Source organism: Rahnella sp. 2050 (genome assembly GCF_040544515.1).
GTDB lineage: Bacteria > Pseudomonadota > Gammaproteobacteria > Enterobacterales > Enterobacteriaceae > Rahnella > Rahnella aceris.
In genome coordinates, this window is sequence record NZ_JBEPKE010000002.1 from 552,107 (window position 1) to 579,071 (window position 26,965).

Genomic DNA, 26,965 nt, shown 5'->3' on the forward strand with positions numbered 1-26,965 from the left:
GATAAAACAGCAAGGCAGGGGTTCCATGTCGGCATATCATCTCGATGCAAAGCTGGCGCAACAAATTGTTGCCCGCACAATGCAAATTATTGATAGTAATGTGAATGTCATGGATGGTCGCGGACGGATTATCGGCAGCGGCGATGATCAGCGTCTTGGTGAATTGCACGAAGGCGCACTGCTGGCGATTTCGCAGGAGCGCATTGTCGACATCGACGAGGGCGTTGCACGGCATTTGCACGGTGTACGTCCGGGCATCAACCTGCCGTTGCGTATTGACGGTCAGATCGTGGGCGTTATCGGCCTGACGGGCAATCCGTCCCAGTTGCGTCAGTATGGCGAGCTGGTGTGTATGACCGCCGAAATGATGCTCGAACAGGCGCGTCTGCTGCACATGCTGGCGCAGGACAGCCGTCTGCGGGAAGAACTGGTGCTTAACCTGATTCGTGTGGATGAACTCTCTCCGGCGCTGATGGAGTGGGCGCAGCGTCTGGGCATCGACCTCAACCGGCCACGTGTCGCGGCGGTGGTGGAAGTCGACAGCGGACAGCTCGGTGTGGACTCTGCCATGGCAGAACTGCAACAACTGCAAACTTTACTGACCACGCCGGAGCGTGACAACCTGATCGCTATCGTTTCCCTCACCGAAATGGTGGTGCTGAAACCGGCCCTGAACAGCTACGATCGCTGGGATCCAGAGGGCCACCGCCAGCGCATTGATCATCTGCTGTCGCGCATGACCGAAACTGGTCGTCTGCGCGTGCGCATTTCCCTTGGCAACTTTTTTACCGGCCCTGGCAGCATCGCCCGTTCTTATCGCACCGCACGTACCACCATGAGTGTGGGCAAACAGCGGATGCCGGAACAGCGGTGTTACTTCTATCAGGATCTGATCTTACCCGTGCTGCTCGACAGCCTGCGTGGCGGCTGGCAGGCCGATGAACTGGTGCGTCCGCTGGCGCGTCTGAAAGCGACGGATGGCAACGGATTACTGCGCCGCACACTGACGTCGTGGTTCCACCATAATGTTCAGCCGACCGCTACGTCTAAGGCACTGTATATTCATCGTAATACGCTGGAATATCGCCTCAACCGTATCTCGGAATTAACCGGCCTGGATCTGGGGAACTTCGACGATCGTTTATTGCTGTACGTGGCCCTGCAATTAGATAACAACCATCTGTGACCGCCATCACAGCCGTTTCATTTTTTGTGAAACAACTCGCACGTCGCTGGGCATTTGCCTCAGGATAAATGCAAAGGGCTATTTATGCTTGGTTGATTGCCCAATGAGTAAAGGGAATGTTGTTCATATACTGGCTGCGTTCCTTCCTCTCTGAACCCTACAGTTCTGTGAATGGAATGACTTTTATCTCTGTTTAGAGGCGTTGTCATTAATTCCGGAGAACACCATGGAAACTACCGTTTCAGCAGCCAGTGCCGTCAAAAAAAGAACTAACGCGCGCTACTGGATAGTGGTGATGTTATTTATTGTCACCTCATTTAATTACGGCGATCGTGCCACGTTATCCATTGCCGGTTCGGCGATGGCCAAAGATATCGGGCTGGATTCCGTCGGGATGGGTTATATCTTCTCGGCATTTTCCTGGGCATATGTCATCGGGCAAATACCCGGTGGCTGGCTGCTCGATAAATTCGGTTCGAAAAAAGTTTATTTCTACAGCATTTTCATCTGGTCGTTATTCACCCTGCTGCAAGGCTTTGTCGATGTCTTCAGCGGCTTCGGCATTGTGGTATCGCTGTTTGCTTTACGTTTTCTGGTTGGCCTGGCCGAAGCGCCGTCCTTCCCCGGCAACAGCCGTATCGTCGCAGCCTGGTTCCCGGCTCAGGAACGTGGCACCGCAGTCTCTATTTTTAACTCAGCGCAGTACTTCGCCACGGTTATTTTCGCCCCGATCATGGGCTGGCTGACGCACGAAGTGGGCTGGTCACACGTCTTCTTCTTCATGGGCGGTCTGGGGATCGTGCTGAGTTTCATCTGGCTGAAAGTGATCCACGATCCGAAAGATCATCCGGGCGTAAATCAGGCCGAACTTGATTACATGGAAGCCGGTGGTGCGCTGATCAATATGGATCAGAAAATCACCAAAAAAGCCGTCGTAAAAGGCGAAAAAACCTTCCAGATGAAACAGTTACTGAAATCCCGCATGATGATTGGCATTTACATCGGCCAGTACTGCATCAACGCGCTGACCTATTTCTTCATCACCTGGTTCCCGGTGTATCTGGTTCAGGCGCGCGGTATGTCGATACTTAAAGCGGGCATGGTGGCCTCAGTACCGGCGATTTGCGGATTCCTCGGCGGCGTACTGGGTGGAATTATCTCCGACTGGCTGATGCGCAGAACCAGCAACCTGACACTGTCGCGCAAGGCTCCGATTGTGATCGGTATGCTGTTGTCGATGTCGATGATTTTCTGCAACTACGTTGATACCGAATGGATGGTGGTTGGCATTATGGCATTCGCCTTCTTCGGTAAAGGTCTGGGTGCGCTGGGCTGGGCGGTAATGGCCGATACCGCACCGAAAGAAATCAGCGGGCTGAGCGGCGGATTGTTCAACATGTTCGGTAACGTCTCCGGCATCATCACGCCGATCGCTATCGGCTACATTATCGGGACCACCGGTTCCTTCAACGGCGCGCTGATTTATGTCGGCATCCACGCACTGCTCGCCGTCGTCAGTTACGTGTTTATTGTCGGAAAAATCGAACGTATTCAGCTTCGCCCGTACCACGGTACAGGCACAGTAAAAGGGGAAAGATGATGAGTACGCAATCCTCACCGGTTATCACGGATATGCAGGTCATTCCTGTGGCAGGGCATGACAGCATGCTGATGAATATTGGTGGCGCGCACGGTGCTTACTTCACCCGCAATATCGTTATCCTCAAGGACAGTGCCGGGAACACCGGTGTCGGCGAAGCGCCGGGCGGGGAGGTGATTTACAACACGCTGGTGGAGGCCATTGCTCAGGTGAAAGGCCAGGAAGTGGCGCGCATGAACCGGCTGGTGCATCAGATCCACGTCGGCAATCAGTCATCGGATTTTGACTCTTTCGGTAAAGGTGCGTGGACGTTCGAACTGCGCGTTAACGCCGTCGCCGCACTGGAAGCCGCGCTGCTGGATCTGATGGGCAAATTCCTCGGCGTGCCGGTGTGTGAACTGCTCGGGCCGGGCAAACAGCGCGACGAAGTCACGGTGCTCGGTTATCTGTTTTATATCGGTGACCGGCAGAAAACCGATTTGCCGTATCAGGAAGGGGAACGCAGCCATCACGACTGGTATCACCTGCGTCATCAGGAAGCGATGAACAGTGAGGCGGTGGTGCGGCTGGCCGAAGCGGCGCAGGATCGCTATGGCTTCAAAGATTTCAAACTCAAAGGCGGCGTGCTGCCGGGCGAGCAGGAGATCGAGGCGGTTAAAGCACTGGCAAAACGCTTCCCGGATGCGCGGATCACGGTTGATCCGAACGGCGCGTGGCTGCTGGATGAAGCAATCGACCTGTGCAAAGACCTGCACGGTATCCTCAGCTATGCCGAAGATCCGTGCGGTGCGGAGCAAGGTTTTTCCGGCCGCGAAGTGATGGCGGAATTCCGCCGTGCCACCGGTTTGCCGGTCGCCACAAACATGATTGCCACTAACTGGCGCGAGATGCAGCACGCGGTGATGTTGCAGTCGGTGGATATTCCGCTGGCGGATCCGCATTTCTGGACCATGCATGGCGCGGTGCGGGTCGCACAACTTTGCGATGAGTGGGGTCTGACGTGGGGCTGCCATTCGAATAACCATTTCGACATTTCGCTGGCGATGTTTACCCATGTCGGTGCGGCCGTACCGGGTAAGCCGACGGCGATAGATACGCACTGGATCTGGCAGGAAGGCAACCAGCGCCTGACCAAAGAGCCGCTGCAAATTGTGAACGGGAAAATCAAAGTGCCTGAAAAACCGGGGCTGGGCGTGGAGATCGACATGGATCAAATCCATCGCGCCCACGAGCTGCACCGGAAACTGCCGACCGGTGCGCGCAACGATGCCGCCGCGATGCAGTATCTGATCCCCGGCTGGACATTCGATCGCAAGCGCCCGGCACTGGGGCGTGGTTAACGGAATCTGAATTCACTAAGGAGTAAGCATGACCTCTTCATCTACACCTAAAATTGTCTCCATGCAGGTGATCCCGGTGGCCGGGCACGACAGCATGTTGCTTAATCTCAGCGGCGCACATGCCCCTTTCTTCACCCGCAACATCCTGATCCTCAAGGACAGCAGCGGTAACACCGGCGTCGGTGAAGTGCCGGGCGGCGAGAAAATTCGTCAGACGCTGGATGATTCGGCGTTGCTGGTGATTGGCAAAACGCTGGGTGAATACAAAAATGTGATGACCGCCGTGCGGGAAAAATTCGCCGACCGTGATGCCTCTGGCCGCGGTTTGCAGACTTTTGATTTGCGTACCACTATCCACGTCGTGACGGCGATCGAAGCCGCGATGCTGGACTTGCTCGGCAAACATCTGGGCGTCACCGTGGCATCATTGCTGGGCGACGGGCAGCAACGTGATGAAGTCGAAATGCTCGGCTATCTGTTCTACGTCGGCGACCGCAACAAAACCTCACTGGGCTATCAGAGCCAGCCGGGCGACAGTTGCGACTGGTATCGCCTGCGCCATGAAGAGGCGCTGACACCGGCGGCGGTGGTGCGTCTGGCGGAAGCGGCGTATGAAAAATACGGCTTTAATGATTTCAAACTGAAAGGCGGCGTACTGGCTGGCAGCGAAGAGGCCGAAGCCGTGACGGCGCTGGCGCAACGCTTCCCGCAGGCGCGGATCACACTTGATCCTAACGGTGCCTGGTCGCTGAATGAAGCGATTGCGCTCGGCAAACAACTGCGCGGTGTGCTGGCGTATGCGGAAGATCCATGCGGTGCCGAGCAGGGCTTCTCCGGGCGCGAAGTGATGGCCGAATTCCGTCAGGCAACCGGCCTGCCGACGGCCACTAATATGATCGCCACCGACTGGCGTCAGATGGGGCATACCATCCAGCTGAAATCCGTGGATATTCCGCTGGCGGATCCGCACTTCTGGACGATGCAGGGGTCAGTTCGCGTCGCGCAGATGTGCCACGAATGGGGGCTGACCTGGGGTTCGCACTCTAACAATCACTTTGATATTTCACTGGCGATGTTTACCCAGGTGGCCGCCGCTGCGCCGGGTAAAATCACTGCCATCGATACGCACTGGATCTGGCAGGAAGGCAATCAGCGCCTGACCAAAGAACCGTTGCAGATCAAAGGCGGTAAGGTGCGCGTGCCAGAACAACCGGGTCTGGGCGTTGAGCTGGATATGGATCAGGTGATGAAGGCGCACGAGCTGTACAAAGGCATGGGACTGGGTGCCCGTGACGATGCGCAGGGCATGCAGTTCCTGGTGCCGGACTGGAAGTTTGATCCGAAAAAACCGTGTCTGGTGCGGTAAGTGATATGCAACTATAAAAAAGCCTCTCCGGTGAGAGGCTTTTTACGTTCTGACAGGAAACTCAGCCCCGTGCGTGTGCCGCGGCCTTTTCTATCTGTTCATCCGAAGGGCGTACACCGGTATACAGCACGAACTGCTCGACGGCCTGAAGTGTGGCGACTTCCGCACCGGTAATCACTTTCTTGCCGTGTTCGCGGCCGTAGCGGATCAGCGGGGTTTCTACCGGCAGCGCGACGACGTCAAAGACGATGCTGGCGCGGTCAATCACCGCCGGTTCAAAGGCCAGTGAATCCACTTCCGGCCCGCCCGCCATGCCGATTGGCGTGACATTCACCACCATATCCACGGCAACATCGCCGACTTCTGCTTTCCATTCATAACCGTATTCTTCCGCCAGCGCACGGCCGTTAGCTTCGTTGCGGGCAATGATGTAGCCCTTTTTGAAACCGGCATCACGAATGGCCGCGACCACGGCTTTGCCCATGCCGCCGCTGCCGCGCAGGGCGAAAACGGCATCACGCGGCACCTGATGGCTGTCGAGCAGTTTGGCGACCGCGATGTAATCCGTGTTGTAGGCGCGCAGGAAGCCGTCGTCATTGACGATGGTATTCACCGACTGAATGGCTGTCGCGGAAGGATCCAACTCATCGAGGAAAGGAATGCAGGCTTCCTTGAACGGCATCGAGACCGCGCAGCCGCGAATACCCAGTGCGCGTACGCCTTTCACCGCGGCTTCGATGTCTTGGGTGGAAAATGCTTTGTAGACGAAGTTCAGGTCTAATGCCTGATAAAGGCTGTTATGAAAACGGGTACCGAAATTGCCCGGACGACCGGAAAGGGACATACACAACTGCGTGTCTTTGTTAATTTCCCGACTCATTTCATTCTCCTTTTAAGATGTTCTTTATGACCTTACGGCCTCTTAATGAACCTTAGCTGAAACGATCCGCCCCGACAATCTGCCTCTGTCTCAAATCGGCTGTTATACTTAACAGATGCGTGAACACGGAGGCTGATATGAATTTGGACTTGTTTGATCACCCCGATTTTCACCCCAACTGGCGCGAAGAACTGTGCCCGGGCGCGGTGGTATTGCGCGGTGCGGCGCTGGCAGAGGATGTCGCATTGCTGGCGGAAATCGACCGGATCGCCGGGCTGGTGCCTTTTCAGTATCGCGCCACGCCGGGCGGTTATGCGATGTCGGTGGCAATGACCAATTGCGGTGATGTCGGTTGGGTGACGGACAGGGCGGGTTATCGCTACCAGGCCACCTCGCCGGAAAGTCATCAGCAATGGCCGCCGATGCCGGAATTGTTTCGTTCGCTTGCCGTGAGCGCGGCGGACCAGGCGGGTTTTGCAGGCTTCGAGCCGGATGCCTGTCTGATCAACCGCTATCAGCCGGGGGCGAAAATGAGCCTGCATCAGGACAAAGACGAGCACGATTTCGGCCAGCCGATCGTCTCTGTCTCTCTGGGCTTACCGGCGGTTTTCCAGTTTGGCGGCATGGAGCGCAGTGATAAAACCCAGCGTGTGCCGCTGATGCATGGCGATATTGTGGTGTGGGGCGGCCCGTCGCGGCTGCGTTATCACGGCGTATTGCCACTGAAAGCGGGCGAGCATCCGCTGACCGGATCGTACCGGTTTAATCTTACGTTCCGTAAAGCGACGTAATTCCGTGGGCATCAGGCCGTAAAGCACAGGACTTTGTCCGCATTCTGCTTTACACTGCCGCCCTGCAAAAAATGACATGTTGAATAAATAATTACTTAGGCGGTAAGCGATGAACGGCGTAATCACAACCTGGTTTGAAGATAAAGGTTTCGGTTTTATCAAAGATGAAAACGGCGATAACCGTTATTTCCACGTGATTAAAGTTGCAAACCCTGAGCTGATTAAAAAAGATGCGGCAGTCACCTTTGAGCCGACCACCAACAACAAAGGCCTTTCCGCCTTTGCGGTGAAAGTCGAGCCGGAGAGCAAATACATCTTTATTGCCGGTGAGCGTATCAAAATCACCAGCATCAAATCCTTCCTGGCGTTTAACGAAGAGGTTCCTGCTGAAACCAAAATCGACAAAGAAAACGCTGTGCTTTCCGTCGGATTGTTGATGAACCGTATCCGCCCGCAGGAAGAAGAAAAAAAAGCGGAGATGCGCACCATGAAAAAGTTGCTGATCACCACTTTCCAGAACAGCACCTATGTGTTCACTGAAGATGAAATTGACGTGGATGCCACCGTCAAGACGCTGAAAGCGCTGTAACATCCCTTCTCAAACCGGTGCACATCCGTGGCACCGGTTCTGCTTTCCCTTCTTTCTTAATACGTCACCGTGACCGTCACCATATCGCTGTAGTTACCTGCGGGCTGATTGCTTTGCGCCAGATTTACGGATGCGGTATACGGAAACGATTGTGAAGTGCCGGTGCCGGTCGCGCTGCTGTCGGTGGAAGCCGTCCATACCGTGCTGTCACCTTTAAATATCTGATATTGCAGATAACGGGTGGTGCCGCCGACGGTGGAGGCCATCTGCCGGTATTGTCCGGACACCGGCACGCTGCTGGTCAGGTTGACGGAATAGCTGGCGTTCAGGGTGCAGCGTACGCTGATAGTATTTGCCACCACTGTGGTCAGGCCGGAAGGCAGTGCAGCACTGCCGAAACCCACATTGGGCGCGCTGTCGATATAACAGAAATTGGTGACATTGAGCGTCAGGGCGACATTGCCCGACACGTTACCGGAGTCTGCGAGACACAGTAAGGTGCCGATAGCCACTGAACACATATTCCATGTCCATGAGATGGGAATGACATCGGTATAAGTGCCTGCGGCCAGATTGGAAATGGCGACCGGCCGGACGTAGAGAGGTAAGGTGCTGTTGGGGCCGGAAAACAAGCCGAGTAATCCCAGCGCCGTGGTGCTGCTCCAGCTGATGGTATCGCCCTGATTATAAACGGCACTGCAGCTGGCATCCTTGCACAGGCTGTAGGGTAAATACTGCCCCGTTGTCCCGCTGTAAAGTCTGGGCTGCGAATTGCTGGGATGCTGAGTCACGCCGATAAACGCGGTGATGGTATTGGTGCCTGCGATGTTAAGCAGCCCGCCAGTACAACTTAATCCGCTGCCCCCTGAGGTGATCAGCGGCGATGAACTGACTGCAAACGAGTTTTGTGTGCCCAGCGTAATGCTCCCGGGCGCCGTCGTGCATCCCGCTTTTGCCCACCACGTTGTACCCAGCAACAGCATCAGCAATAATCCGCGATGCATCTGCTGCCTGAAAATTCTCATGATTTATCTCCTGCCGTTGTTTTCGCTGTGCCGCCGGGGCATGTCAGCGGGCCGACCTGCTCAATGCTGTGACGGGCAGGGTTCAGGGTGAAACTGACCCGGCAAAGCGAATGATCTTCCGTCTGGATATTCAGCACGTTGTTTTCCTGTAAGTGCGAGAAGTACACCAGCCCGTCGTAACCGGTGACGGTGGTCTGTTCTGTGTTTTGTTCCGTGACCAGCGTGCCGGGTTTCAGCGGCTGTCCGGCGGCGTCATGCAGGGTGATATTGGCGGACAGCACTTTCTCGACGCTGAATTTCACCACCACGCCGCTGCCTTGTTTCACCGCGATGCGGTCATTGACGTTACTGGTGACCACGTCGGCGGGCAGCGGCAGGGTGTCGATTTCCACTTTGGCCGGATAATACGAACTGACGGTCGGGATCAGCAGGTGGCCGTTTTTATCGGTTTTGCCCATTTTCTGATTCTCGAACAGCACGGGAACATCCGCGTAATGATCGGTATCCACCACGATAAAGGCATCATTGATCTTATCCGACAGGAACCAGTCGTTCGCCATAAACACCACGGATCCGCTCAGATCTGCCCAGTGGGTGTAATCGCCCCGATTGCCGTAGAACCCACCCTGCAGGGTCGCGTAGCGGGATTTCCAGGTGGCGTCGGCCTGCTGATACGGATTGTTGCCGCCGCTGTAAGCCAGATTCCAGCCCAGACCGCCGTCGGTGGGCGTCGCCTTGCTGGCGCCGGTTTGCTCCTGATAATTACCCGCACTGTCGCGCTGTACGCCCGCATTCATATTGATGTTGGTGCCAATCGGAATGATGAACTGCAACTGCGCGCTGTAGCCGGTATCGCCCAGCGTTTTATTGAGGGATAAAAACATGCTGCTTTGTCCCCACAGCGAGCGGCTGTAAGAAAAATTCACCAGCCGCGTATGCGAATTGTCATAGGCTTCGACATCGTAATACCCGATGCCCATCGTGCCGTTAGCGTTCCCGAACGGCGACGTGCTGAACGTCACCTGATCTGCCTGACGGCTTAACCGCGTGTCGCTGGTGTAAGACGTGATGTCCTGATAACCCGCCGTGCGTTTTGAGCGCAGAGCAGACAGGCTGAATACCGTCGAATAGTAGGAATAGCCCAGCGTGTATTGGCTGCCGTCTTTTTTATCGGTCACGTTCTCGCCCCGCGCACGGTCGGCTTTACTCTGGCTGCCTGAAACACTCAGAGTGCCCCAGGTGCTGACCGCGATATCGGTGCCCAATCCGCCCAGCGCCAGACCCTGTACGATTTCGGAATGGCCGGACAGCGTCAGGTAATCGCTCAGCCCGTATCGGTAAATCCCGCTGAATGCGGCATCTGAGTAGTCGCCGTTGGTGACGCCATAATTGTTACGTACAGCCCCGAGCGAGAAATCGAAATCGCTGAGGCTTTTGCGCAGCAACGTGTTGGAAACGTAAAACGGCACGCTGGTCGAGACCTGACGTCCGACCGCATCGGTGGTCACGATCGTCGCTTCACCGGCGCCATTGATATACGGCACGTTGGTCAGGGTAAAAGGCCCGGAATTGAGGTTATTACTGCTGGCCTTGTAGCCGTTCAGAAACAAATCAACCGTGGTCGGTACCGCCGCCGTGCCGCTGTATTGCAGCAACGGGTAGGTCACCAGATCCGGACGCACGCCAAAGTTACGGCTGATACGCAGGCCGCCCATCCGCGCCGAATTACTCCACGTCAGGGAATCGCTGACGAAATCCCCGACCTGATAGCTGATCAGATTTTTCTCGTCGGTGAAACGCCAGAAGGTGTCGTAACGCAGATAACCGTCCTGCGTGGTCTGGCCGCCGTTGCTGTTGTCGGCGTTATCAATGTTGTAGCGGTAAGTGCCGGTATTGGTGACCAGTCCGAGGCTGCTGAATAACCGTTGCTCCATCCAGGTGGCGACAGACTTCGCACCGCCGGGCGGATCGGTGTAGTACGAATCATAGTTAAACAACAGGCCGGTGCTGCTTTGCGACGGCGTGTAATTCATCAGCGGATCGCCGCTGACATTCTGGTTCGGCAGCCAGGCATCTGGCACCGTTAACACCAGTTGCTGGGTGGCCGAATCGTATCTGGCTTTTACGTCCGGCAATTCGCCGACATTGATCAGCCCCTGCCGGCCATTAATGTGGATGTGATTCTTCGCCAGAACACCGGCTTCGACGAAGTAGGCGTTATTGCGATACGTCACCGGCACGACCTGATTATCCGTCTGACCATTGACCACAACCGACAGATAAAACATGGCGTCCGTGACCACTGGTGCCGCACGCGGGGCATCAGGCAGTGAAGAATATTCCTGCGCCTGTGCACTGAACGTACTCAGGCATATCAGGCACAGGCTTCTCCGGAAATAAAGCGGTCGCTGATGACCTTCCCGGAGAAGACGTCTGATTGTCATTCGTTGCGGCTCCTGCTGTTACTGGCCGCGTGGAATGACAATCGGTTGGGTGTTATCGGCAATCTGCGCATTGAGTTGCGCCCCTGGCGTCACACCTGCGGGCACTGGCCAGCGCATTTGTTGTCCCGGCAATACATAACCCATAAAGCCGCCCACCATGGTTTTTACGCCTTGTTTCTGGTTACCCGTCGCCGACCAGAAAACGTTACTCAGGCGTGCATGGACGAGGCCGGTATTACCCACCTGCAAATAGGTTTTCCCGCCCTCGGACACCGTACGCCAGTTGAGGATCGGACGCGTCGCCGTGGAAGGGTCGCGTTTGATATCCGCGCGATCGTTGGTCCACAAATTGCCGCCATCCATAAACAGCGGCAGTAAATAACGCATCTGCAATTGCAGACCGACGACCGCTTTGTCCTTCCCCTGCGCGGAGTCGTTCAGCGGAGAAGGGATTTCATCAATAATGATGCGATACGCCTGCTCGGTATTGGCCGGCACCGGCGTGTTGCGGATAAGCCTGATCAACTGACGCTGCCCCGGTGGCACGGTAGCAAATGGCGGGCTGGCGACCACGTTGGTCTGATCGGCATACTTCTCGTTAAAATTCTCCTGCTTCCAGGCCAGTACGCGCACCTGCAAGGACACCGGTTCTGCGCCACGGTTTTCCAGCCACAGGGCAGATCCGTTCTGATCAGATTCAATAATCTGATAGACCGGCCAGACCAGCACCGAACTGGCAGCCTGTGCGTTCACGCAAGACAGAAAGGCACCGAGCAATGCGGCGGTAGTGAAAAGGCGTAGAAACAGTGTCTTCATATTTTTATATCCTGATGATTCAATAAGTTAACGTGACAGTGACGGTGTCGGTATACGTCCCGGCGGAAGGCAGAGGGGTCACAGCGTATAAACGTGCATAAACCGGGTAGGTTTGCGAGGTATCCGGAAAACTGGGGATGGACATCACCAGCGCGCCATTGCCCCAGACCAGACTGCGGGCGGCATCGCGGAAAAGCTGGTAGCCCAGCAGATCGGTATTGGTGGTGTTTTGCATATAGCGGCGTGTGGCGGTGCCACCGTGAGTGCCGTAATCCATGGCAATACTGACGGAGGTACCCGGCGTGCAGGTGACGACCACGGAACCTGCGCCCGTGCTGCTGACAATATCGACGTTGCTGGTGATGTCCGACAGGGAGCCGAAGTTGAGGGTGCCGAGACTGGAGATCGGGCTGGCAAGCGAGCTGCCAAATACGCAGCCATTGGTGAGGGTCGCCGAAACGGTAAACGTCGTGGTTGCCGTGGCGGCACGCGCTGAACTGCACAATATCAGCAGCAATAACATCATCGGTAATAACACGGGCGGAAAACGCAGTCTGGCAGGCATCGTCACCTCTACCAGGATACGGTGACATTCACCGTATCCTGATAAACACCGGCGGCAGGGGTGGTCTGTGCCGGAACGCGGCCATAGACCGTGCTCCACTGATCCGCGCCGTTACCGGTGCCGCTGACGCCGGTGGTGTTGTCCCACACGGTGGTGCGTGCCGCCGAGGTGTAAAGGTTGTACTGCAGCGTCTCGGCGCTGTTGGTGGTATTGACCATTCTGCGGGCGGTAACCACACCGCTGCTGCCGCCATCCATGACAATTTTGTAGGTCAGCCCGCTCACACATTTTACGCGGATCGAACCCGCCAGTTGTGTGCTGGTAGCATTCACCGCGCTGCTGAGCGACGCATAATTGCCAAAATTCAGCGTACCGAAACGGGTGCTGCCGGACGTCGTGGTTCCCGCTTCACAGGCGGGCAGCAACGTGGCACTGATGCCTATTGTTGCCGCCTGACTCAGCGGAATGTGCAACTGCACCGACACCAGCAGGGTGGCAGGCAGTAGCCGCAGTACCTTGATGTCCATGATTTTTCCTTCCTTGAACCGAAAGCCAGTCAGAGCCGGAACCGGCGCTGAGGGAAAAACGCTTACCAGGAAAGAGTGGCAACAACGGTATCGTTATAGGTTCCTGCAGCCGGCGTGGTGCTGGTCTGGTCAGCAGGCAGTACTCGACCGTAAATCGGGATATTTTGCGCCGTGGTCCCTGTGGTGAGCGTAATTGGCGTATTAATCGCGATTTCGGTGGTACGTGCGGTATCGGAATAGAGGCGGTAAGGAATACTGTTGCCGCTGGATGTCATGGCACGCAGCCCGCCGGTTGCCGCCAGTCCGCCGTTCAGTGACAGCGTCGGGGTCAGTCCTGTGCTACAGGCGATGGTGACGGCACCGGTGCCGTCAGCGCCGAATACGGTCCCGTTAATAACGCTGGTCAGATCCGCGTAGTTACCAAAATTCAGCGTACCCCACTGGTTGGTTCCCCCCGTTGATGTGCCGTTACCGACAGTACAACCTGTGCTGATGGTGAGCTGAACGCCTACCTGGCCTGTTAAGGTACCGGCGGCCTGTGCACCTGCGACTAAAGTCAGCGTCGCCGCAGAAAGCACGGCCAGTAATAATGATTTTTTTTCGCCCATGATGACTCCCAAAATAACTTACACGGATGTGTATTCATGCAACGGCGTTGCATGTGGAAATCCTCTGGTGGTTAATAGTTAACGCAAAAAAACGGCAAGAAAAGCCGGTAATAAACAGCGTGCAGGCCGGGTATTATGTTTTCCCTTCACAACGGAGCGGAGCCCTGACCTTATGTGCATGATGAAAAACGCAGTCATGGTTAAATATAAGTTAATAAATTTACCTTAAGGGACTCTTTTCATTATTTTTGTCAATAAGGATAAAAATTCTATAAATTACAAATTATAAAATTTTAATCCTGTTTATATTGATTTTTATTGGTTAATTATTGTGTTACCTAAACAAAAAGATGAAGGTGTTTAACATTTACTTTTGTATGGACATGGGTTTCTTTCCGCGATTGGTTAACAGTGCTACTGATGTTTACCGCGCAGCGCCAGCAACACCAGCAGCGCAGAGAACAGCGTAATCGCCATCAGACACAACAGTAAGGGATGCAATGAGACGGCATAAAGCTGCTGAAGCTGTGCCGTACTGGCTTGTGTAATAAGCTGCTGTGCCACGGTAAGATTACCGGTCGCCAGCCGTTGCGCCGCCTGGCTGATGGCCTCCGGACTGATCGCATCGCCGGTAAAGCGAGCCGCCAGTGCGTTGTGCGTTAACATCGACAGAATAGCGCCGACAATCGCCAGCGAGATGCCTTCTCCGGCCACGCGTGTGGTGCTGAAAATGCCGGTTGCCATGCCCGCCCGTTCTTTCGGCACGACGCTCACCGACAGTCCATCCATCAGCCCCCATGGCAAACCGGTACCGATGCCGACAACCACCATCGGCGCAATCATGCCTGTGACATCCTGCGCCAGCACCGCCTGACTGAGCCAGCCCAAACCGGCGGCGGCAATCACCAAACCTGATGTGCACAACACGCCTGCCGAAATCCAGCGCGTCAGCCACGCGGCCAGCAGTGGCACAATCAGCATCGGGACAGAAAGTGCCATCATCATCAGCCCGGCGCGTTCTTCGCTCAGTCCGGAGACCCCGATAAACAGCATCGGCAACACCACCAGCAGCACCACGAAACAGAAACCCGTCGCCAGCGGAAGTGCCTGCACACCGATAAAACGGATATAACGGAACAGGGATAAATCCAGCATCGGGTTTTTCACCCGCAGCTCAACAACCACAAATACCGCCAGCAACAGTGCCGCGCCTCCCAGCAGGGAAAGTACCCGTGTACTGTGCAGACCAGACTGTGGAATTTCCATCAGCGCCCAGGTCAGCAATGCCAGCATGGCGGTAAAGGACAGCGTCCCCGGCCAGTCGATGCCGGATGCCTGCGGATTCCGCGTTTCACGCATTTTTCCGGCGCCCGTTATCAGGGAAAGAACGGCAATCACCGTCGCGGAGAAAAACACCGAACGCCAGCCGAAGTTTGCGATAAGCACGCCCGCGAGAAAGGGGCCGAAGGCCAGTCCGACGCCAAAACTGCTGCCCATCAGGCTGAAAGCCCGGGTACGCGCTGCGCCATCGAATTCCTGCGCCAGAGCAGCCGCACCACCGGCCAGCGCACCGGCAGCAGCAATACCCTGCGCGGCGCGCAGTAAATCAATCCACAGCAAACTGCTGCTGAAAGCCTGGAGTAACGACAACAGCGCAAACAGAGAAACGCCGCTGACGAACACTTTTTTGCGCCCCAGTTCATCGGCCAGCGCCCCGGCCGCCATCAGAAAACAGCCGAATGTGAGCATGAACGAATTGGTGATCCAGCTCAGTGCCTGCGCGCTGCCGCCGAGTTCACGGGCAATGGCGGGTGTTGCCACCGCACCGCTGACAAAATTGAGCGGCAAAATTACCGCCGCCAGACACACGGTAAATAGCACCTGCAGGCTGCCTGATGAAGATGAGGTCATTGTTCGCTTTCCTGATATTGGGGTATAACAGTGATGATAAATTGTCTTGAATATGGCGGAAACAGGTTGTAAGTCCGAGGATTGCGGACTAAATAGCTCGAATAAACAGGAGTGAAAATGGAAAATCTCAACGGCCTGCTGGCCTTTGTTCGCGCTGCCCAAAGTCAGAGTTTTGCCGCAGCAGCGGAGCGCATGGGCATTTCGGCCTCGGCGGTGGGGAAAAGCGTGGCGCGCCTTGAGGAAAAACTCAGTGTGCGACTCTTCAACCGCAGTACGCGGCGTATCAGCCTGACCGATGAGGGCCAGCTATTTTTTGAACGCTGCCAGCATATTGTTTCGCAACTGGAAGAGGCAGAACAGGAACTGGTACGGATCTCCGCTGTGCCGCGCGGCAAATTACGTATCACCGCGCCGGCTATCGGCTATCGCATACTGCTGCCGCATTTGCCGGAATTCCGTCAGCGTTATCCCGATGTTGAGCTGGATCTGGATTTCAGTGATCGCATGGTGGATGTCATTGATGAAGGATTTGATATCGCCATCCGCAGCGGCGAACTGAACAGTTCGCAGATGATGTCGCGCCGCCTCGGGCCGTTTCGTTTTGCGATTGTCGGCGCGCCACATTATTTCGCCAGGCATCCTGCGCCGCTTACGCCTGACGACCTTTATCAGCACGCTTGTCTGCGCTACCGCTTTCCGGGCAACGGACAATGGCAGGAATGGGAGATGACCAGCGTGACGCCGCCGGAACTGCCGCTGGCACTGAGCAGTAATAATCTGGAGTCGATTTTACAGGCGACGATACAGGGACTGGGACTGGCGTATGTGCCGGAATTCATCGTGCGGCCATATCTTGAATCCGGTGAGCTTATTTCGGTACTGCCTGCGTATTTAAAAGAAGGCGGGAAGTTTTCGGTGGTCTGGCCAAGCAGCCGCCATATGCTGCCAAAAGTGCGGGTGTTTATTGATTTTCTGACCGAAAAACAGGTCCTGGGAGATATCACATCCGCATAAAAAAACGGGGCACAAGGCCCCGTGAGATGTTTTAACGCGCATCAGAACATGTCACCAAGAGATCAGATTTGCTTCCACTGTGACCATTCGCCGGTAAATTCGGCTTTGCCCGGCTGATTGCCGTGCGTCCAGTAGTTGGCCTGGTAGTCTTTACCGTTCAGGCTGACTTTGTCGCCGGTGTTGTACACTTTGCTGGCATCCCAGGTGGCATATTTGCCTGCCGGAGAAGGCGTTGGTGTAGGTTCTGGCGTTGGCACAGGCGTTGGCACAGGCGTTGGCACAGGCGTTGGTTCCGGGGTCGGCACCGGTGTCGGCTCCGGTGTTGGTTCTGGCTCAACGGCTGCGTTACCCAGCACTGTTACCACGATGCTTTTCGATACCGATTTTTCACCGTGTTCATCGGTGACTACCAGTGTGAAGTTGAAGTCAGATTTACTGACCAGCTCTGGTGCGGTGAAGTCTGCGGAGACCGCATCGTACGAGGACAGTGCGATGGCGGCTGGTGCAGTCCATTTGTAGGTGAGTTTATCGTTGTCTTTATCGGCAGAACCTGCCGCGCTCAGACGCACTTTGGCACCGCTGAACACCTGCAGGGCAATATCACCGGTAGGCGCAGTATTGGTTTCTGAAGGGACTTCATCTTCCGGAACCTGACCGTCGATATTGACACCTTCAAAGTAGAAAGGCGCCATATCGATAACCTGATTCTGGATAGTACAACCCAGACCTTCGCGTGCCGCATTGACCAGCAGACCGTTGTCCTGATCGATAGTCCAGGTGAACAGTGCGCCGAGTCCTTTTTCAACCACATAACGGCCTTTTTCACGCACGGTACGTGGGGTATCAATGGACATGAAAATGCCGGTGTCTTTGTTATAAAGATAATCAGCATCAGCGACCTGATCGGTATACACCTGGAAGCCATTGCGTCCTGACTGATTTTCCAGATCCAGGTAGTTATTCACCATGTCGTACCATTCGGTGGTACCGCTTTCGAATGTACCGACGGTGGTTTTACCTTCAACAGGAGTATAGGTACCTTCTAAAGGAGAATAGCTTTCCAGTACCGCATTTTGCGCGTTACGGGAATAGGCCGCATAGCCGACATTCATGCGGTCAGCCGGGAACCCTTTCGACAGCAGATAGTTAATGATGGTGTCAATGCCCCAGCCGCCTTCAACCAATGCATGTAAATTGGTGTGATGCGACAATTTTTCTGCCCACGGCGTACCGAAAAAGTCATAGGTCATCAGGTTAACGCCGTACAGACCGGCTTCAAGCAGGGCCGGAACGTTGGATTTTTCCAAAATAGTGACCACGGCGGAGCTGGCAATACTGATTTTTACATCAGAACGTTTGATGGCGGCCATCTGTTTGGTGATTTCAGCAATCAGCAGCGCATAGTTCGCGCCATCATTATCATCATACGGGTTGTTATTCCCGGTGTTGCCCGGGTATTCCCAGTCGATATCCACTTCGCTGAACATCGGGAAACGGGTGAACAGACTGGCAATACTTTTCGCGAAGATGGTACGACTTTCTGCGGTTTTTGCCATATTGTGGAAGCCGTTACTTAACGTCCAGCCACCAATACTCATCGAAAGCACCAGATCATGACCCACTGCTTTGGCGCGTTTTTGCAGGTCACGTAAGCCACCGACCAGACCTTTTACATTGGCTTGCGTCGCGGTGGCCGGAGAAAGTTCCACCCAGCCCGGATTGTCCAGGTTGTTATTGACGGAGGAGCCAAAGTCACCCCACGGATCCAGGAACGTCGCCTGATGGGTGGTTTTACCCAGTTGTTGTGCGGCATTGGCCACGGTATTGGCTTTTTCACCCTGGTCGCCAACAATCCCAACGAAACCAAAGATGATTTTGTCGTAAGCAGTCGGTGGAATGTTTGCGAGGTCAAAACCACGGCCGCGGGCTTCTTTGCCTGCCTGCGAATTCTGCAGACGGCCATCATATTGTGACCAGTCGGTGTAATAGCCAAATACTTTTGGCTTATTCGCCGTATTGTATTTGTTATAAACCGGTTTCGTCACACGTGCCGACGTATAGCTGTAATTTTCAGTTTCTGTGGCTGGATTAAAACCGTCCAGAGTATAAGAGGACTGGGTTAACTCGTCGGTCTTAATGATTTTGCTGGTAGACATAGTATTTTCCTAAATTTTGAATGAGTACATAAACAGCCGGTTGCTGCTGGTGGATATATTCGATCCGGAAATAAAAACCGACAAATCATATTGAGATATAAATAAAATTGACTAATATAAAATTTATGGTTGTTTTTTGAATGGCGAAATTTAGCGGGTTTTATCGTCATCAATAATCACGTTGATGATAAAAAGACATATCACAAATTAATCATAAAAAGCATTGATTTTCAGCTTGTTGAATGCTTTCTGCATGTTGAGTGAGAATTAAGTGGTTTTTGAGTTTTACTTAATATCCCCCCGTTTTTTTTGATTCAGTCACATCTTAACTAAAATACTTAATATTAATCCTATTGCCTGTGGTGAAAATAATAAAAACAGATACGCTTAATCATCAGCAAAGATTAAGGGGTAGGTACAAATGGCTGAAATAATGGAGGAGAGAGGATGATGGCTGTATATCTTATAAATGGCGAATATGTCTTTAATGAAAAACCAAGGAGTTTAAAAAACTTCACAGTGATGTGAATATTAAACTGACTTCAATGAGATCACGTTGCCTGAGTTATATTATTGAACATGCAAAAGATGAAGTGATCGAAAAAGAGGCCATCTCTGTCGCGTTATGGGGAAGCCGCAGTAAATTCACCAGCGATGCCAGTTTGACCCAGACCCTTTATTTAATCCGCCGCGATCTTAAATTTGCCGGGCTGGATGAATTCTTCATTACTGTGCCGAAATCAGGCATTCGTGTCAGTACCTCGGCCACTGTGGAAGTCATGGAAGAGAAGGTATCACCGGTTAAGAACCTCAGACCGTGGATACTGATGTTTGGTTTTTTGGTGTCGGTACTGTTAATCGGTACCGCGTTGTTTCTGACGTTTCAACTTTAACTGTTGTCCGGAGGAAGACCTTATGTTTACTAACCCTGTGATTAATTCCGTACTGAAAAACGAAGGTGGCTATGTAGACCACCCGAATGATACCGGTGGCCCGACGCATTGGGGTATCACCGAAAAAACGGCCCGCAGTTATGGCTATACCGGAAAAATGACCGATTTCACGAAAGAAGATGCTTATCTGATCCTTGAAAAGAATTACTGGTATCAGCCGGGATTCGACAAAGTGTATGCCATTGCGCCAGGTCTGGCGCTGGAACTGTGCGACACCGGCACCAACATGGGACCGGCAGTGGGTATCCGATGGTTGCAGCGCTGGCTGAATGTATTTAATCACGGTGAAGCATATTATGGTGATATCGTCGTGGACGGCAAAATCGGCCCCGGTACGCTAAAGGCGTTAACACAGTTCATTGAGAAGCGTGGCACCGAGGGAGCGGGCGTGTTAATCACTTCTATTAATTGCAGTCAGGGGCAACGTTACCTGGAGTTGGCAGAAGGGCGTAGTGCGAATGAGTCGTTTGTTTACGGCTGGATGAAGGGGCGGATAACGCTTTAAATATGCTCGGGATATGTGATTAATACGTACGCAACTCAAAACGCTTCACAATATTAAAGGTGGATTTTTATGAAAACTGAATGCATAAAGAGCTGTATTATTTATTTCGAAGCAAACGCCCCCTTTATCTGGAGAGTAAATAATGAACGAGTCAAGTACAATTAACTTTGATTACAATCTTATCAAGATAATGAATGAAGTGATTGTTTCTGGGAATATTTCAAAAGCAGCAGAAAATCTGAATCTTACACCTTCTGCAGTAAGCTTATCGATAAATAAGCTCAGACGACATCTGGGTGAAGAACTGTTTTACCGCACGGCCACGGGTCTGAAACCCACCGCCACTGCGCTGGATATCCATGATTCTTTTGTCAACGCCATTACGATTATTGAAGATGTTTTACAGTCCTCAAGAACCGAAGGGCCATCGGGTGCCATATTGCGGGTAATGTGTCCGGATGTTCTGGAGGACTATTATTTTAACCGGATGTATAAGAACGAAAGTGGAAAGTCAGTAAAGGTCGAATTTTCTAATTCAACGAATATTAAGAGTGATGAAATGGTAAGGAGTTTGTTACAGGCAAATATCGATGTTGTTATTTCGCATCATGCTCTGAATCATGAGAAAATCACCTCAATAAAAATTGATGCCATGGATGAGTTTGTTATCCTGTGCGGTGCCAGCAGTTTATTGTCCAACCAGAGAGAACTGGCGTTAATGCATTACTACGCATTACCTCACGCTGTCTATAACGACGGTATTTATAATGATTTTACCGGTCTTCTCGGCACGACGTTGACGATTAATGCACCTTACGCGGGTCTGGTTAAAGTCATTTACCGCTCTTCTTCCATCAACGGTATCATCAGCGCGCTCGAACGCAGTGATATGCTCACTGTGTTACCCAGGGTGCTGGCGGATTACTTTATCAGGGAGCGGCATTGCAAGTTAAAGTGCTTTGATCTACCTAAAGAAATTTCAATAAAGGACTCTCCGGTCTACATGAATTATCTTTCAAACAGCAGTAAGCGACGCTATGTTCATCTGGTGATGTCACAGCTGAAAAGCGCGGAATCAATATGAAGGATGTGGCAAGAAATGCGGTTAACGTGATTTAAGAGAGTGTTTGTTTATTTTTTAATGATTTTTTTTTAATAAAAAATCAGCGCCGGATTATCAAAATTAATTATTGAACTGAAGTGATTATGGCTTTGATGATGGCCGGATTATCATTGTCGCAGTTATCTCAATCTTTATTAGTTAATCTATGAGGTTTTTCGTCATGATCAGTCTTCATGCTAACGAAGTTGTGTTTATATAATTTGAGTTATTAGTTTCTATATTAGTTATGTCATCCTGGGGTGGCCTGGTGCGATTTATCATGCGCTGCAAAAGTAAGCCCACTGTGGAGGATGTTTATAAATGTTTTACGCAAATCGTTGTGTCGTGTTTCACAGGTTTCCTGCTAAGCATCGTTTTCATCGAAAGGGATATGGGTTTTAATATGATCCTGATGACCTCCGGTATAGGCGGTGTGTTAGGCGGGCCACTATTAATTCTGGCAGGGGACCGGGTGAAGAAATTGGCGGGAACTTTTACACTGGCCCAACGGTAAACAACTTTATTCACTAAGTATTCAAAGTTTGTTCATAAGTATGTGGACTGATTCCGGGTGATCAGTCCGCATTTTTTATTGTTCTTCGAATAAATTTATAAGTGGTTTTTAATAAATATCATCCGTTTTTTATGATGTTTATGGCTTTGTTTTTATTAGCCTGTATGCGCTTATGCGATTAGCCTTTTGACTGACAGGGCAGGGGGCAGTACAGAAACTCTGACCGGTTAATGTTATGCAGAAATAATTTTCAGCATTTAACTTCGACTATTTATATAAGGTTGTCCTTATGCGCAGAACTAAAGATAAATACCTTTTGAATCTTATTACACTTTCCTGTCTGATGGCCTGTGTTGCTCCGGCAATGGCAGCCGATACGTCGGACCCCTATGTCATCAAAGAAAGTGATCTGATTAAAAAAGAAAACAGCCTGACTCAAAACCCGCTGATGCAGGAGGTTAAGGCGTCTATCCGCACACTGGATAATGCTTCCGTCGATAAAATCGCTCCCGGCCGCAGCGATAACCCGGCTAACGTGAAGCGGGTGGACAGCATTCTGGGCAGTGATAAGTGGGAACACATTTTCCCGCTGCGTGACCCGAGCTATACCTACACCAAATTCCTGCAGGCCATCGGCAAGTTCCCGGCCGTGTGCGGAACGTATACCGACGGACGTGATTCGGATGCCATTTGCCGTAAAGGCCTTGCCACCATGTTTGCACACTTCGCACAGGAAACCGGCGGCCACGAGAGCTGGCGCCCGGAAGCCGAATGGCGTCAGGGGCTGGTCTATCTGCGAGAAATGGGCTGGAAAGAAGGGCAGAAAGGCGGCTATAACGGCGAATGTAATCCGAATGTCTGGCAGGGACAAACCTGGCCTTGCGGCAAAGATGCCGACGGCGATTTTGTCAGCTACTTCGGTCGCGGTGCCAAACAACTTTCTTATAACTATAACTACGGCCCGTTCTCCGATGCGATGTTCGGCACGGTCAGAACCCTGCTGGATAAACCGGAACTGGTGGCGGATACCTGGCTGAACCTTGCCAGTGCGGTATTCTTCTACGTCACGCCGCAGGCACCGAAGCCGAGCATGCTGCATGTGATCGACGGCACCTGGCAGCCGAACGATCGTGACAAAGCCAACGGTCTGGTGCCGGGATTCGGCGTGACTATTCAGATCATCAATGGCGGTGTTGAGTGCGGTGGCTCGCAGGAAATCGCGCAGGGCCTGAACCGTATCTCCTACTACAAAAGCGAAGCGGAATACCTGAAAGTGCCGGTTCCGGCTAATGAAGTGCTGGGCTGTAAAAACATGAAACAGTTTGATGAAGGTGGCGCCGGTGCGCTGCCGCAGTACTGGGAACAGGACTGGGGATGGTCATCAGAAACGCCAACTGGCCTGACGTATTCCTGTCAGCTGGTCGGTTATCAGACGCCGTTCTCCGCGTTCAAAGAGGGCGATTACAAACGCTGCGTCCAGCACTTCTTTAACGTGAAAGTGGTCGATGATGCCGGTAAAGAAGAAGCGGTGACACCTGCTCCTGAACCGACGCCAGCACCAACACCGGAACCGACACCAGCCCCGGCTGACGGCAATTCAGCGCCGGTGGCAAAACTCTCCGGTCCGATTGGTGATGTGGAAAGCCAGGCGAATGTGACGCTCAATGCAGCAGAATCTACCGACGCTGACGGCGATAAACTGACCTACAGCTGGTTGCTGCCGAACGGGTCCACCCTCGCCGGTAACGATCGTGAATCGCTGAGTTTTGTCGCACCCGTGGTCACCGCTAAGCAAAGCTTCAACTTTACCCTCACCGTGTCCGACGGGAAGAAAAGCAGTGTGGCCACCTACGTGCTGACGGTCACACCGAAGGTATTGCCGATCCCTGATGAAGGCACCAGCACCGGCTGCGCTGACAACTGGGATGCCGGTAAAGTGTATAACGGCGGAGAAAGTGTTAACTGGAAAGGTAAGGAGTATCTCGCGAATTACTGGACTCAGAACAATGAGCCAGGTAACCCGTCGTTCACTGGCGAATGGTCACAGTGGAAAGAGATCAAAGCCTGTAAGTAACATGTAAGTCATTAACAAATCAATGGCAAGTCCGGTTTCCGTTCATTGGGGAAAACTAAAATGGGTGCGATTTCCGCGCCCATTTTTTTCATCCCTGCTGGCCGCGTTTGTCCAGCCATCTCCCCGTTTCACCCAGTGCTTCATCAAGATTTTCGCGACCAAAACCGATACGCAGGAAATCTTCCGACACCCTGTTCAGTTCTGATGCGTAGGCGACAGAAGGGATCACCATCACACCGGCTTCTTCCACCAGTTGTGTGGCAAAGGCTTCTGCGCCTTGCTCACCGGTAAAACGTGGGAACGCCAGCACACCGGCTTTCGGCACGCTGAGCCTGAACAGGTGCGGGTATTGCGCCAGAAATTGAGTCAGTGTTACGAGCTGGCGGCGCGAGCGTTCCATCACCCGTTCAAGGATCGGTGCGCGGGCATTGAGTGCCACCGTGGTGAGAAACTCGCCGGGCATGGAATTACAGATCGACAGATACTGCTTCATGCGCTCGAGTTCCCGCATCCACGCTTTATCCTGGCAGGCCACCCAGCCGATGCGCAGCCCCGGTAATCCGTAAGCTTTGGAGGTCACGTTCAGCGAAATGCCACGTTCGTAAATATCCGCCAGTTGCGGCAGCCGGTCTGCCGGATCAAACTCTGTCAGCCGGTACACTTCGTCCGAGAAAATCCAGATCCCGCGATCGCGGCATAACCCGATCAGTTCGTCGAGTTGCTGACGGCTAATCAGCGCGCCGGTCGGATTGTGCGGAAAGTTAATCACCAGCACTTTGGTATTGGCGCGCAGCGCGTCGCGGACTTGATTAGTATCCAGCGCCCAGTCGTTATTTTCATCAAGCGCCACGCCGGTGACGTCACACAGCGATAACGGCACGCTTTCCAGCGACTGATAATTTGGGGTGATCACCACGGCGTGATCGCCGGATTTGAGCAACATCTGAAAACTGGCGTAAATCGCTTCGTCGGCACCGGCAAAACTGATGACGTCCTGCGCGGTGACATTTTTATAGGTCGAGGCGATGGCGTCGAGCAGTTCCGGCGTTCCGCGCAGTGGCGGATAATCCAGCATGGTCTGCATGAACGGCGCGCGGTGTTCTTTCCCTGCCAGTTCAAATAACGTATCCAGGCTCATCGATTCAGGATAGGAAGAGGACAGCGGAAAACGTACAGCGTGTTCGAGGCGCGAGAGATAGCTGATTAAACGGAAATCTTCAGGAAAAGCCATGATATACCTGCGATAAGAAGTCAGAGCATTTGAAAATAAAAAGTTTAGCGGCGGTGGCCTTGCGCAAAGCGGCGCTCAAGGCGGCTTTGCAGCAGTTCCAGCACGATCGACATAATCCAGTAGATCGCAGCAGCGGTCGCCAGCATTTCCATATAACGGTAGGTGCTGCGCCCGTAGGATTGCGCCAGAAAATTCAGCTCCCACAGACCCATCAGTGACACCAGAGACGAATCTTTCAGCATCGAAATAAACATCGACCCGGCGGGCGGGATAATGATGCGCAGTGCCTGCGGCGCGGTGACGTGAACGGCCACCGTCCAGCGTGACACGCCGAGCGCCAGCGCGGCTTCCTGCTGACCGCGCGGCACCGAGAGCACGCCGCTGCGGATAGTTTCCGCCAGATACGCGCCGTAGTTCATCGACAGAGCGATAATGCCCGAGCTGAGCGCCCCGAGCACAATTCCCACCTGCGGCAGCGCCAGATAGATAATCAGCACCTGCACCAGCAGCGGCGTGCCGCGAAACAGCGAGGCGTAAAACGTCGCGCAACCAAATGCCAGCGCATTTTCAGACATCCGGCCGAGCGCGGTAATCAGGCCAATCAGCAGACAGAAAAACATCGAGCAGGCGGTGATCATTATGGTCAGCGCCGCGCCCTGAATAAAGCCGTCCGGCGACAGGCGCAGGCCAAGCAGGAACGGCAATTTCTGCCCAATCAGGCTCCAGTCCAGCCCCATTTTGCTGAACGTGCCGAGCAGCAGGCTGAGCAAAATCAGCCACGTCAGCCCGGTTTTAAATTTAAACGCATGTGCGTGGTGCCAGCGCTCCTGCGTTTCCACTTTCGGCTGGCTGTCCGGGATTTGTGGCATTACGGTACCTCGTGGGTAATATCTTCACCCAGCCAGTGCTGAGAGATTTTCGCCAGCGTGCCATCGTCGCGCAGCGATTTGATGGTATCGGCCACTTTCTTGTCCCATTCGGCGTCACCTTTGTCGGTGGCTACCCAGTTCGGTTCAGCATAAAGCTCGGTGACAATTTTAAACACCGGCGCACGTTTGATGCGGGCATTCGCGGTGGCTAAATCTGACACCACGCCGTCGAGGCGCACACCCGGCCCGAGCGCCAGATTCTGGAACGCCACTTCTTCGTCGCTTGGGATCACGTGTACGTTATCGAACGGGAATGTGATGGGCTTGCTGCCCGGGATCACCAGCGTTTTTTGCAGATAGGTTTCGTAGGTTGAACCAATGCCGACGCCAATCTTTTTATTGCTCAGATCGGCCGCCGATTTAATGCGGTCGTCTTTCTTATTGACCACTAAGACCGCCGGAGAGTTGTAATACGGCGTCGGAAAATCCAGTACTTTGGCGCGCTCGGTGTTTGGCGTCATCGAGCAGATACAGGTATCCCAGCGACCCTGCCATTTACCGCCGACAATCGTTTCCCAGCCCGGTGCGATGATTTCAAGTTTTACGCCCATGCGCTGCGCCACCGCTTTCGCCACATCCACGTCAAAACCGGCCAGTTGGTTATTATCATCAATAAAACCAAACGGCGGGTAATCGTTAACGATCGCATTGCGCAGCACACCGGTTTGGGTCACGCGATCCAGCGTCGCACCGGCAAATGAGGCAGCAGAAAACAGTGTGGCGGCAAGGAGAGTCACAACTACAAACGGAGTGCGCATAAATGGAGTTCCTTAAACGTAACCAGAATGGGAATTTATTGTGAAAACCTACACTAACTTTTAGACGTATAGAAGTCTAAA

The 26,965-nt window shown here is 53.3% G+C and carries 24 protein-coding genes; 12 read left to right on the plus strand and 12 right to left on the minus strand.

The window, feature by feature from the left end:
• Nucleotides 1-25 precede the first annotated feature (25 nt).
• The 4 genes from ABIC79_RS09775 (at nt 26) to gudD (ending at nt 5,492) form a co-directional block, all read left to right on the plus strand.
• Nucleotides 26-1,186, plus strand: coding sequence for a CdaR family transcriptional regulator (locus ABIC79_RS09775; RefSeq protein ID WP_013576926.1), 1,161 nt, complete (start codon nt 26-28; stop codon nt 1,184-1,186).
• Nucleotides 1,187-1,412: 226 nt separating this feature from the next.
• Nucleotides 1,413-2,786, plus strand: coding sequence for an MFS transporter (locus ABIC79_RS09780; protein WP_013576925.1), 1,374 nt, complete (start codon nt 1,413-1,415; stop codon nt 2,784-2,786).
• Nucleotides 2,783-4,126, plus strand: a complete 1,344-nt coding sequence (locus ABIC79_RS09785) for an enolase C-terminal domain-like protein (RefSeq protein WP_013576924.1) — start codon at nt 2,783-2,785, stop codon at nt 4,124-4,126. The genes ABIC79_RS09780 and ABIC79_RS09785 overlap by 4 nt, the downstream gene beginning before the upstream one ends.
• 28 nt (nt 4,127-4,154) lie before the next feature.
• Complete coding sequence (gudD, locus tag ABIC79_RS09790; protein ID WP_013576923.1) at nt 4,155-5,492, plus strand: glucarate dehydratase; 1,338 nt, start codon at nt 4,155-4,157, stop codon at nt 5,490-5,492.
• Between the two features lie 61 nt (nt 5,493-5,553).
• Here gudD and ABIC79_RS09795 read toward each other — a convergent pair whose 3' ends face one another.
• Complete coding sequence (locus ABIC79_RS09795; protein ID WP_013576922.1) at nt 5,554-6,372, minus strand: shikimate 5-dehydrogenase; 819 nt, start codon at nt 6,370-6,372, stop codon at nt 5,554-5,556.
• 137 nt (nt 6,373-6,509) lie between these two features.
• On the opposite strand from ABIC79_RS09795, the gene alkB reads away from it, so the two are divergent.
• The gene (gene alkB, locus ABIC79_RS09800) at nt 6,510-7,163 is read left to right on the plus strand and encodes a DNA oxidative demethylase AlkB (RefSeq protein ID WP_119262082.1); all 654 of its coding nucleotides are present in this window, start codon (nt 6,510-6,512) and stop codon (nt 7,161-7,163) included.
• A gap of 109 nt (nt 7,164-7,272) precedes the next feature.
• The gene (locus ABIC79_RS09805; RefSeq protein WP_013576920.1) at nt 7,273-7,752 is read left to right on the plus strand and encodes a cold-shock protein; all 480 of its coding nucleotides are present in this window, start codon (nt 7,273-7,275) and stop codon (nt 7,750-7,752) included.
• A 56-nt stretch (nt 7,753-7,808) separates the two neighbouring features.
• Here the strand turns inward: ABIC79_RS09805 and ABIC79_RS09810 are convergent, their stop codons facing one another.
• From ABIC79_RS09810 to ABIC79_RS09840, 7 genes are all read right to left on the minus strand, one after another.
• Complete coding sequence (locus ABIC79_RS09810) at nt 7,809-8,777, minus strand: Csu type fimbrial protein (protein ID WP_013576919.1); 969 nt, start codon at nt 8,775-8,777, stop codon at nt 7,809-7,811.
• On the minus strand, nt 8,774-11,221 hold the full coding sequence (locus ABIC79_RS09815; RefSeq protein WP_121019722.1) for a fimbria/pilus outer membrane usher protein: 2,448 nt from the start codon (nt 11,219-11,221) through the stop codon (nt 8,774-8,776). Before ABIC79_RS09815 ends, ABIC79_RS09810 begins: the two co-directional genes overlap by 4 nt.
• 18 nt (nt 11,222-11,239) lie before the next feature.
• Nucleotides 11,240-12,037: a fimbrial biogenesis chaperone gene (locus tag ABIC79_RS09820; protein ID WP_013576917.1), complete on the minus strand. Its 798-nt coding sequence runs from the start codon at nt 12,035-12,037 to the stop codon at nt 11,240-11,242.
• Between the two features lie 19 nt (nt 12,038-12,056).
• Nucleotides 12,057-12,602, minus strand: coding sequence for a Csu type fimbrial protein (locus ABIC79_RS09825; RefSeq protein WP_013576916.1), 546 nt, complete (start codon nt 12,600-12,602; stop codon nt 12,057-12,059).
• Nucleotides 12,603-12,610: 8 nt separating this feature from the next.
• Nucleotides 12,611-13,129, minus strand: a complete 519-nt coding sequence (locus tag ABIC79_RS09830) for a Csu type fimbrial protein (RefSeq protein WP_013576915.1) — start codon at nt 13,127-13,129, stop codon at nt 12,611-12,613.
• A 62-nt stretch (nt 13,130-13,191) separates the two neighbouring features.
• Nucleotides 13,192-13,737: a Csu type fimbrial protein gene (locus ABIC79_RS09835; RefSeq protein ID WP_119262079.1), complete on the minus strand. Its 546-nt coding sequence runs from the start codon at nt 13,735-13,737 to the stop codon at nt 13,192-13,194.
• 414 nt (nt 13,738-14,151) lie between these two features.
• Nucleotides 14,152-15,648, minus strand: coding sequence for an MFS transporter (locus tag ABIC79_RS09840; protein ID WP_015690393.1), 1,497 nt, complete (start codon nt 15,646-15,648; stop codon nt 14,152-14,154).
• Between the two features lie 117 nt (nt 15,649-15,765).
• Between ABIC79_RS09840 and ABIC79_RS09845 the strand changes: the two genes are divergently transcribed.
• On the plus strand, nt 15,766-16,662 hold the full coding sequence (locus ABIC79_RS09845; protein ID WP_112150928.1) for a LysR substrate-binding domain-containing protein: 897 nt from the start codon (nt 15,766-15,768) through the stop codon (nt 16,660-16,662).
• 62 nt (nt 16,663-16,724) lie between these two features.
• Here the strand turns inward: ABIC79_RS09845 and ABIC79_RS09850 are convergent, their stop codons facing one another.
• The gene (locus tag ABIC79_RS09850) at nt 16,725-18,818 is read right to left on the minus strand and encodes a glycoside hydrolase family 18 protein (protein WP_354566978.1); all 2,094 of its coding nucleotides are present in this window, start codon (nt 18,816-18,818) and stop codon (nt 16,725-16,727) included.
• Nucleotides 18,819-19,363: 545 nt separating this feature from the next.
• Between ABIC79_RS09850 and ABIC79_RS09855 the strand changes: the two genes are divergently transcribed.
• The 5 genes from ABIC79_RS09855 to ABIC79_RS09875 all read left to right on the plus strand — a co-directional run bounded on the left by ABIC79_RS09855 (nt 19,364) and on the right by ABIC79_RS09875 (nt 23,966).
• On the plus strand, nt 19,364-19,711 hold the full coding sequence (locus ABIC79_RS09855; protein ID WP_354566980.1) for a winged helix-turn-helix domain-containing protein: 348 nt from the start codon (nt 19,364-19,366) through the stop codon (nt 19,709-19,711).
• A gap of 22 nt (nt 19,712-19,733) precedes the next feature.
• Entirely contained in the window at nt 19,734-20,276 is a 543-nt protein-coding gene (locus tag ABIC79_RS09860; protein WP_015690389.1) for a glycoside hydrolase family 108 protein, read from the plus strand.
• Nucleotides 20,277-20,418: 142 nt separating this feature from the next.
• The gene (locus ABIC79_RS09865; protein WP_013576908.1) at nt 20,419-21,360 is read left to right on the plus strand and encodes a LysR family transcriptional regulator; all 942 of its coding nucleotides are present in this window, start codon (nt 20,419-20,421) and stop codon (nt 21,358-21,360) included.
• Between the two features lie 265 nt (nt 21,361-21,625).
• Nucleotides 21,626-21,892 carry a phage holin family protein gene (locus tag ABIC79_RS09870; RefSeq protein ID WP_013576907.1) on the plus strand — a complete coding sequence of 89 codons (267 nt, stop codon included), beginning with the start codon at nt 21,626-21,628 and terminating at the stop codon, nt 21,890-21,892.
• Between the two features lie 289 nt (nt 21,893-22,181).
• Nucleotides 22,182-23,966: a chitinase gene (locus tag ABIC79_RS09875; RefSeq protein ID WP_013576906.1), complete on the plus strand. Its 1,785-nt coding sequence runs from the start codon at nt 22,182-22,184 to the stop codon at nt 23,964-23,966.
• 88 nt (nt 23,967-24,054) lie between these two features.
• Here the strand turns inward: ABIC79_RS09875 and ABIC79_RS09880 are convergent, their stop codons facing one another.
• From ABIC79_RS09880 to ABIC79_RS09890, 3 genes are read right to left on the minus strand one after another with little or no spacing between them, the layout of a single operon-like run.
• Complete coding sequence (locus ABIC79_RS09880; RefSeq protein ID WP_013576905.1) at nt 24,055-25,197, minus strand: aminotransferase class I/II-fold pyridoxal phosphate-dependent enzyme; 1,143 nt, start codon at nt 25,195-25,197, stop codon at nt 24,055-24,057.
• Between the two features lie 44 nt (nt 25,198-25,241).
• Entirely contained in the window at nt 25,242-26,066 is an 825-nt protein-coding gene (locus ABIC79_RS09885; protein WP_354566984.1) for an amino acid ABC transporter permease, read from the minus strand.
• Nucleotides 26,066-26,884, minus strand: coding sequence for a transporter substrate-binding domain-containing protein (locus ABIC79_RS09890; RefSeq protein WP_013576903.1), 819 nt, complete (start codon nt 26,882-26,884; stop codon nt 26,066-26,068). The genes ABIC79_RS09885 and ABIC79_RS09890 overlap by 1 nt, the downstream gene beginning before the upstream one ends.
• Nucleotides 26,885-26,965: the final 81 nt, after the last annotated feature.

Excerpts from the sequence above, each read along its gene's own strand:
- ABIC79_RS09775 (WP_013576926.1), top strand. The coding sequence starts at position 26 with ATGTCGGCATATCATCTCGATGCAAAGCTGGCGCAACAAATTGTTGCC.
- ABIC79_RS09780 (WP_013576925.1), top strand. The coding sequence starts at position 1,413 with ATGGAAACTACCGTTTCAGCAGCCAGTGCCGTCAAAAAAAGAACTAAC.
- ABIC79_RS09785 (WP_013576924.1), top strand. The coding sequence starts at position 2,783 with ATGATGAGTACGCAATCCTCACCGGTTATCACGGATATGCAGGTCATT.
- gudD (WP_013576923.1), top strand. The coding sequence starts at position 4,155 with ATGACCTCTTCATCTACACCTAAAATTGTCTCCATGCAGGTGATCCCG.
- ABIC79_RS09795 (WP_013576922.1), bottom strand. The coding sequence starts at position 6,372 with ATGAGTCGGGAAATTAACAAAGACACGCAGTTGTGTATGTCCCTTTCC.
- alkB (WP_119262082.1), top strand. The coding sequence starts at position 6,510 with ATGAATTTGGACTTGTTTGATCACCCCGATTTTCACCCCAACTGGCGC.
- ABIC79_RS09805 (WP_013576920.1), top strand. The coding sequence starts at position 7,273 with ATGAACGGCGTAATCACAACCTGGTTTGAAGATAAAGGTTTCGGTTTT.
- ABIC79_RS09810 (WP_013576919.1), bottom strand. The coding sequence starts at position 8,777 with ATGAGAATTTTCAGGCAGCAGATGCATCGCGGATTATTGCTGATGCTG.
- ABIC79_RS09815 (WP_121019722.1), bottom strand. The coding sequence starts at position 11,221 with ATGACAATCAGACGTCTTCTCCGGGAAGGTCATCAGCGACCGCTTTAT.
- ABIC79_RS09820 (WP_013576917.1), bottom strand. The coding sequence starts at position 12,037 with ATGAAGACACTGTTTCTACGCCTTTTCACTACCGCCGCATTGCTCGGT.
- ABIC79_RS09825 (WP_013576916.1), bottom strand. The coding sequence starts at position 12,602 with ATGCCTGCCAGACTGCGTTTTCCGCCCGTGTTATTACCGATGATGTTA.
- ABIC79_RS09830 (WP_013576915.1), bottom strand. The coding sequence starts at position 13,129 with ATGGACATCAAGGTACTGCGGCTACTGCCTGCCACCCTGCTGGTGTCG.
- ABIC79_RS09835 (WP_119262079.1), bottom strand. The coding sequence starts at position 13,737 with ATGGGCGAAAAAAAATCATTATTACTGGCCGTGCTTTCTGCGGCGACG.
- ABIC79_RS09840 (WP_015690393.1), bottom strand. The coding sequence starts at position 15,648 with ATGACCTCATCTTCATCAGGCAGCCTGCAGGTGCTATTTACCGTGTGT.
- ABIC79_RS09845 (WP_112150928.1), top strand. The coding sequence starts at position 15,766 with ATGGAAAATCTCAACGGCCTGCTGGCCTTTGTTCGCGCTGCCCAAAGT.
- ABIC79_RS09850 (WP_354566978.1), bottom strand. The coding sequence starts at position 18,818 with ATGTCTACCAGCAAAATCATTAAGACCGACGAGTTAACCCAGTCCTCT.
- ABIC79_RS09855 (WP_354566980.1), top strand. The coding sequence starts at position 19,364 with ATGAGATCACGTTGCCTGAGTTATATTATTGAACATGCAAAAGATGAA.
- ABIC79_RS09860 (WP_015690389.1), top strand. The coding sequence starts at position 19,734 with ATGTTTACTAACCCTGTGATTAATTCCGTACTGAAAAACGAAGGTGGC.
- ABIC79_RS09865 (WP_013576908.1), top strand. The coding sequence starts at position 20,419 with ATGAACGAGTCAAGTACAATTAACTTTGATTACAATCTTATCAAGATA.
- ABIC79_RS09870 (WP_013576907.1), top strand. The coding sequence starts at position 21,626 with ATGTCATCCTGGGGTGGCCTGGTGCGATTTATCATGCGCTGCAAAAGT.
- ABIC79_RS09875 (WP_013576906.1), top strand. The coding sequence starts at position 22,182 with ATGCGCAGAACTAAAGATAAATACCTTTTGAATCTTATTACACTTTCC.
- ABIC79_RS09880 (WP_013576905.1), bottom strand. The coding sequence starts at position 25,197 with ATGGCTTTTCCTGAAGATTTCCGTTTAATCAGCTATCTCTCGCGCCTC.
- ABIC79_RS09885 (WP_354566984.1), bottom strand. The coding sequence starts at position 26,066 with ATGCCACAAATCCCGGACAGCCAGCCGAAAGTGGAAACGCAGGAGCGC.
- ABIC79_RS09890 (WP_013576903.1), bottom strand. The coding sequence starts at position 26,884 with ATGCGCACTCCGTTTGTAGTTGTGACTCTCCTTGCCGCCACACTGTTT.